Consider the following 5,612-nt stretch of genomic DNA (forward strand, 5'->3'; position numbering starts at 1 on the left):
AACTTCTTTTGCATGGCACAATTCCTTTATAAAGAGATTTAAATTTTAAAATGAAATGTTTTAAAGAAGGGCGCCCCCGCCGCGCCCGCGTATTATTCAATTACGCAGCGTCTTTTAATGACTGATCATCACCACAGATATCATGACGAATTTTAGCATGGCTATTCACAACAGCATTGCCATAAATTTTTACTTGATGATCGATATTGGATTTACCATAGACCTTTGCATTATCATAAATTTGTGCGAGGCAGCCCACACGCGCCGAGCCAGAAACTTTAGCATTGCCATAAATATTTGCACAATCCTTAATCCAAGCATTACAAAAGACATGAGCATTATCATAAACGCGCGCCCAGATATAAATGCGTGATTTGCCATATACACGAGCATTGCCAAAAACATAGCCACAAACATGAGCATTTTCATAAACATTGGCATTGTCATAAACATAGGCATCATTAGCAATAGTAGCATTATCACTAATCACGGCATTGCCATAAACATGACCACAGACCCTAGCGTTATCATGAATTTTTGCATTCTCATAAATATGAGCGGTTGTATCAAAAATTAAAGCCTTTCCATTTATGATAGCATTGCCATAAACCTTTGCACCTCTAAAGATTTTAGCTTCCTTATAGATTTTAGCATTCTCATAAACAGTTGCATTCAAAAAAACCGCAGCATTATCATATACCCAGCAATTGCCATCATGAGAGAGGTTACTTTCATTTTCGATAAAGCCCCCGAGGTCCCCCGCCTTTACATCATCAAAATCCCTTAAAGCACGTATACGGTGTAAAGTAATCCCATCAAAAGTGAAACTTTCATTGGTAAATTCGTATTTTTTCATTGGAATATTTCCTAGTAGTTTTAAAAGTTTTGAAATTGACAGCCCATAAGGGCGCCGGGCGTTCAAAACACGGCTACTAGTCCGTTGTTACACTTTTCTCATAAAAGAGTATTGTATGGTGTAACCACACCCGACAAAAATCTCTATATACTAATAAAAGCATAAAAGACAATCAGTATTTTAAAGACTTTGGAAAGGTTATTCGTAACCTATTCGCTAGTAGTTTAGTGTTTTGATCACTTGATTATTTATATAACAAAATACGTATTTATTGTCAATTATTATTTTATCTTTTTTGATATTTTTTATGTTTTTTTAAATGCATTGTGTGTATATATTTGTCATATGCTTATTAATCGCTTCTTATTTATTATATGCTTTTAAAGCTATATTATTGGCTTTCTTAAACGATTGTGTTATTTTTTGAATCTATACATTTATAATATTTAGAAACGTTCTCATAATGCGTATTTTTAACTTTATAACCTATCATGTTTTTTACTAAATGGTTTTTAAAGATTTCTGTTAATTTCTTTCATAACACATTTGCAATTTAACAGCCTTTTATAAGAACTGTCTTTATAACCAATGCATTCATTTGCATTGTGATTATAAGACCTTGCTGTTTTCACGCATTCTTTATAGCCACCGCATCATTTTTCATTTTCATAAGAGAAATGATAAAGAGGATAATTGTTATTTATAGCTTGTTATGAAATCTCTAAAGAGAGATTGATAACTATAGAGATTAGCAAAATCGCTTTTAATAGACTTTTGTTAGTCTTGTCAGTTTAGTCAGTTGTTTTTAGACCCTAGAGTATTTTTTTAAATGATATAAAAAATTAAAAACATTATATTTCAATATGTTAATTCTTTATTCTTATTCAAAAATACAACTTATTAAAACAACCATAACAAATAAATACAACCGTAAATATATATTTGTCAGTTTGTGTCAGTAAATTGAACCGACAAAAGTAATCATTTTAGTGAGTGATTAAAACGTGCTTTATGAAAAGCATATGAAAATGAAAACTGATTACGTTATCAAAATCCCTTTAATGAATTTTTATCAGTCCACTTAAATGGATAAACTTATAATTTTAGAGCATGATTAAAACACGTCTTTAAAAAGCATGTGATCTCTTAAAGCCTTTCAAAAGAAAGAGGTATAATCATAAGAAATGCTATCAAGATAGTGATGGTTATAGTTTAGGGGGTTTTGGGTGTTCTTTTTACACCCCCTTTATATATATTTTTTAGTCAAAAATAAAAGTTATTATATTTCAATATGTTAATGTTTCAAATAAACAACCTATATTAAACACAATACATAAATACAATCTTTAATATATATTTAAGAGGGTTTTGTAGGTGTTTTGGGGGTTTTAAAAACAGACAAAACCTATAAGCAAAATGAAGATATAAAACTCTCTTTAAAGAGGTTTTTTGAAAGCTATAAAGCTATCATTTGAGATTACAGTGTAATCTTTTAAAGGCAATCCAAATGACGGTGTTTAAAAGTGCAAATGATTTCTTTTTAGAATAACGTATATAAACACTCCTTTTAAGATTGTAGATAATCAACTTACAAGAGAGGTATAGATTATAGTTACAAGGCTCTATACCCCTTATGAGTTTTAAGGTCTTATAAGCTTATTCAATTTCTTTAATTTCTAGTTTTGGTAAGTTCTTAACAATTTTCATTGTCTCCAAACTTACAGTAATAACCCTTTGGAATAACTCCAATGGATAAGCAGGATTGCCAACGGTTTCAACAGCATAGCGATTAGCATCATTCACGATGCCACTTTTTTTATCGGTCTTAACACATTGACGCCCCATAACCCATTCAAGAGCGGGCTTGCCATTTACGATATAGTTATAAGCTTCAAAAGGAATGTCTGTTATGATGATATTGCTATTATAAATAACTGTAGATTTATCCTTTTCCTTGCTATTCTTAATTTTTGCGAATTTCATTTCTGTAACGTAGTAAAACTTTTCTGGATTAGAGATATCAGTCTGTTTTGGATTACCCTTTTTAAAGGTCACTGGATAAGGTTCTACATCTTCATAATTTACATGCAAATGCCCCAGTTCACGCCCTGCTGTTACAAATTTCCAAAAGTCATCAGCACTCTTTACGCAAGGTATGCGAGGCAATTCTTTGCATAAATTATCAGCATAGCGAGTGCGATAATCTTCTGAATGTAAGAGCCCATAAACATAATAAAACAGATCATCTTTCGTGAGTGTTTCATTCGGATAAGCCGCTTGGAAATGGGCTAAACCCTCATCCGTAATGGCATCACGCCTTTGTAAATCAGCTGTTTTGCTATCTTCTGTAGAATGCTTAAATAAATGGGATTGTTTCTTATTTTTATCTTTTAAAGATTCAGTGTCTTCGTAAATATAGCGTGGAAAGCATTGACTAGTATCTATTGTATGAGCATTAGGTATAGCCTTGGTCATCAAAACAGAAAAACCACTTCTTGCTCCTATTGCAGAGACCTGTATTACTCTATTTTCAACTGCTTTTCCCATAGGGAATATACATAGCATTTGATAAACGCCATCGTTTAGATCCCTATTATAATAAAGCCACTGTTGTGTAAAAGGACGATACAAGCTTTTTGTAAGGTAATCTTCTTCAAAATTGAAAGATTTTCCCTTTAGCAAGTCTCTTTTGGCATTATAACTCCAACTGATTTTACTTTCATCTGAGTTTACGAAATTATCTACAACCTTTGTACGTGTCTTGTGGTCAGCATGTGAATAGGCATTATTAAAACGTTCCACTTCACTATTATAGAAGGTAATCATATTGCGCATATTTTTCGTTAAAGCTTTATGGCTTGCATTATATACCCAAGCGTCACGACAGGTTTTTACACCACAAGAATAAATCTCAAAAAGCTTTTTATCATGACTTTTCTTATCACCTATAGTCTTATAACCCATGGCTAAAAATGCTTTGAAACTATTATCACGTTGTCCAAGCCAATCACCATGTTCATCTGGTGTAATCATTTGCCAAGCATTTTCACGTGTAATGCCCTCAATACTACCAAAGTACTCAAGAGCTGTAAGTTTTTCTTTTGTTGTGAGATTATTACCAATATCATGATAGTAAATCTTGCAATCTCCAGAAACATTGGGATTTTTTATAAACAGTGTCACAACAATGCCCGTCATACTACCATTACCAAAAATATTTTCTCCTTCTTTGGCTTTCCCATTGCTTAACATATTTTTACGAATATCCCCCCGTAAATTAAGAACATAAATGCTCGTAAATTCTTTGGCTAAAGATTTTCGTAAACTGTCCATTGTTGATTTTTCTACGTAACCCGAACCAGAAACAAAGCCGATTACTCCAGCATTATCAATACGGTCACTAGCCCAGCGAATAGCTCGAATATAACTGTCATAAAGCGCTCGTATATTCGTAACTTTCGATTGAGCAGCATAAGTTTCGCGAATACGTTTATCTAATATCGGATAAGGACTATTTTTTGCATTGTCGTTTTCGTTTTTTTGTCCTACGGAATAAGGGGGATTGCCAAAGATAACTTTGATATCCAGTTTCTTTTGAAGTTCTAAGTATTCGCTGTTTTCTTTAAATAATTTTTGTAGCAGATTTTTCTCTTCAAGCATTCGAAACGTATCGGTTAAACCAATATGCTTAAAAGGAATATACTCTCCTTTCATAAGACTATGATAAGTCGATTCAATGTTAATGGCTGCTATGTAATACGCTAAGAGAACAATCTCATTGGCATGGATATCATGACGGAATTTATATTCCATATCCTCTGGTTTTATGAGATTGGATTGTAAAAGCCTTGTGATAAAGGTTCCAGTACCCGTAAAAGGGTCAAGAATAGAAACACCACGTGATCCTAGGCTTTTTCCAAATTCATTGCGTAACACTTCATCAACAGAATGAATAATAAAATCCACAACCTCAACGGGGGTATAAACAATCCCAAGCCTATCCGTGGTTTTCTTAAATGCCTTGGCAAAAAAGTCTTCGTAAAGTTTGATAATAAGGTTTTGTATTGCTTGGGGTTCGGTAATTCCAGAGGCACGGAATTTTACGCTGTTATAAAATTTTTGTAATTCCTTTGACTCTTGCTGGATATTGGTTTTATCCAACTCAGCTAAGATCTTTTCCATGGCTTGCGAGATACTATTGTTCTGGACAAACTTATTGCCTTCAAACAAAGCTTCAAACACGGGACGCGTCACAAGATGTTGTCCTAACATCTCTAGCGCTTCCTCTTGGGTAATACTGTCGTTTAAATTACTCTTTAACTCCTTATGAAAGCTCTCAAAAGCATAATAGGCTTTACTGGTTTTATCAGAAAGGATATCTTTAAGACGATTAATGTGGTTTTGAGCAATCTCCGCAACATTGTTCGCCCATATGCCCCAATAATCGGCAAGGGTCGATTTTTTAATCAGAAGGGTTTTGAGAGCATTAGGAAACGCCATCACAAAGTTAAAACGTTCTTGACCATTATGGGGGTTAAGCGATTTTCGCAGTGGATAGACATTCCCCGCGCTTGCACTTTCTGGTTTTGCGTGAAGGGGGATATCATCAACAACCGTTGTGACATTCTTTAAGTCACTATTTTGAGAAACCGTAACAATATCGATAATAGAACTTACATCTTGCCCTAAATTCATTTGGTTAAGGGTTTTGCTAAAATTCTCATCATGAGAAAGCAAAGCATTGAGAACTTGCCAA

General features: G+C 33.6%; 2 protein-coding genes. Both read right to left on the reverse strand.

Features of this window, described 5'->3' with window-relative positions:
• Nucleotides 1-100: 100 nt before the first annotated feature.
• On the reverse strand, nucleotides 101-856 hold the full coding sequence (locus tag PVV59_RS09090; protein WP_273755787.1) for a hypothetical protein: 756 nt from the start codon (nucleotides 854-856) through the stop codon (nucleotides 101-103).
• Nucleotides 857-2,512: 1,656 nt separating this feature from the next.
• Nucleotides 2,513-5,612, reverse strand: a 3,100-nt coding sequence (locus PVV59_RS09095) for a type ISP restriction/modification enzyme (protein WP_273755788.1), incomplete at its 5' end; no start/stop codon positions are given.

The sequence above is a fragment of the Bartonella sp. MM73XJBT.G genome (assembly GCF_028618435.1).
In the GTDB taxonomy this organism is placed as follows: Bacteria; Pseudomonadota; Alphaproteobacteria; order Rhizobiales; family Rhizobiaceae; genus Bartonella.

What these genes read in the sequence shown, in the direction of transcription:
- PVV59_RS09090 (WP_273755787.1), bottom strand. Translation starts at nt 856, where the DNA reads ATGAAAAAATACGAATTTACCAATGAAAGTTTCACTTTTGATGGGATT.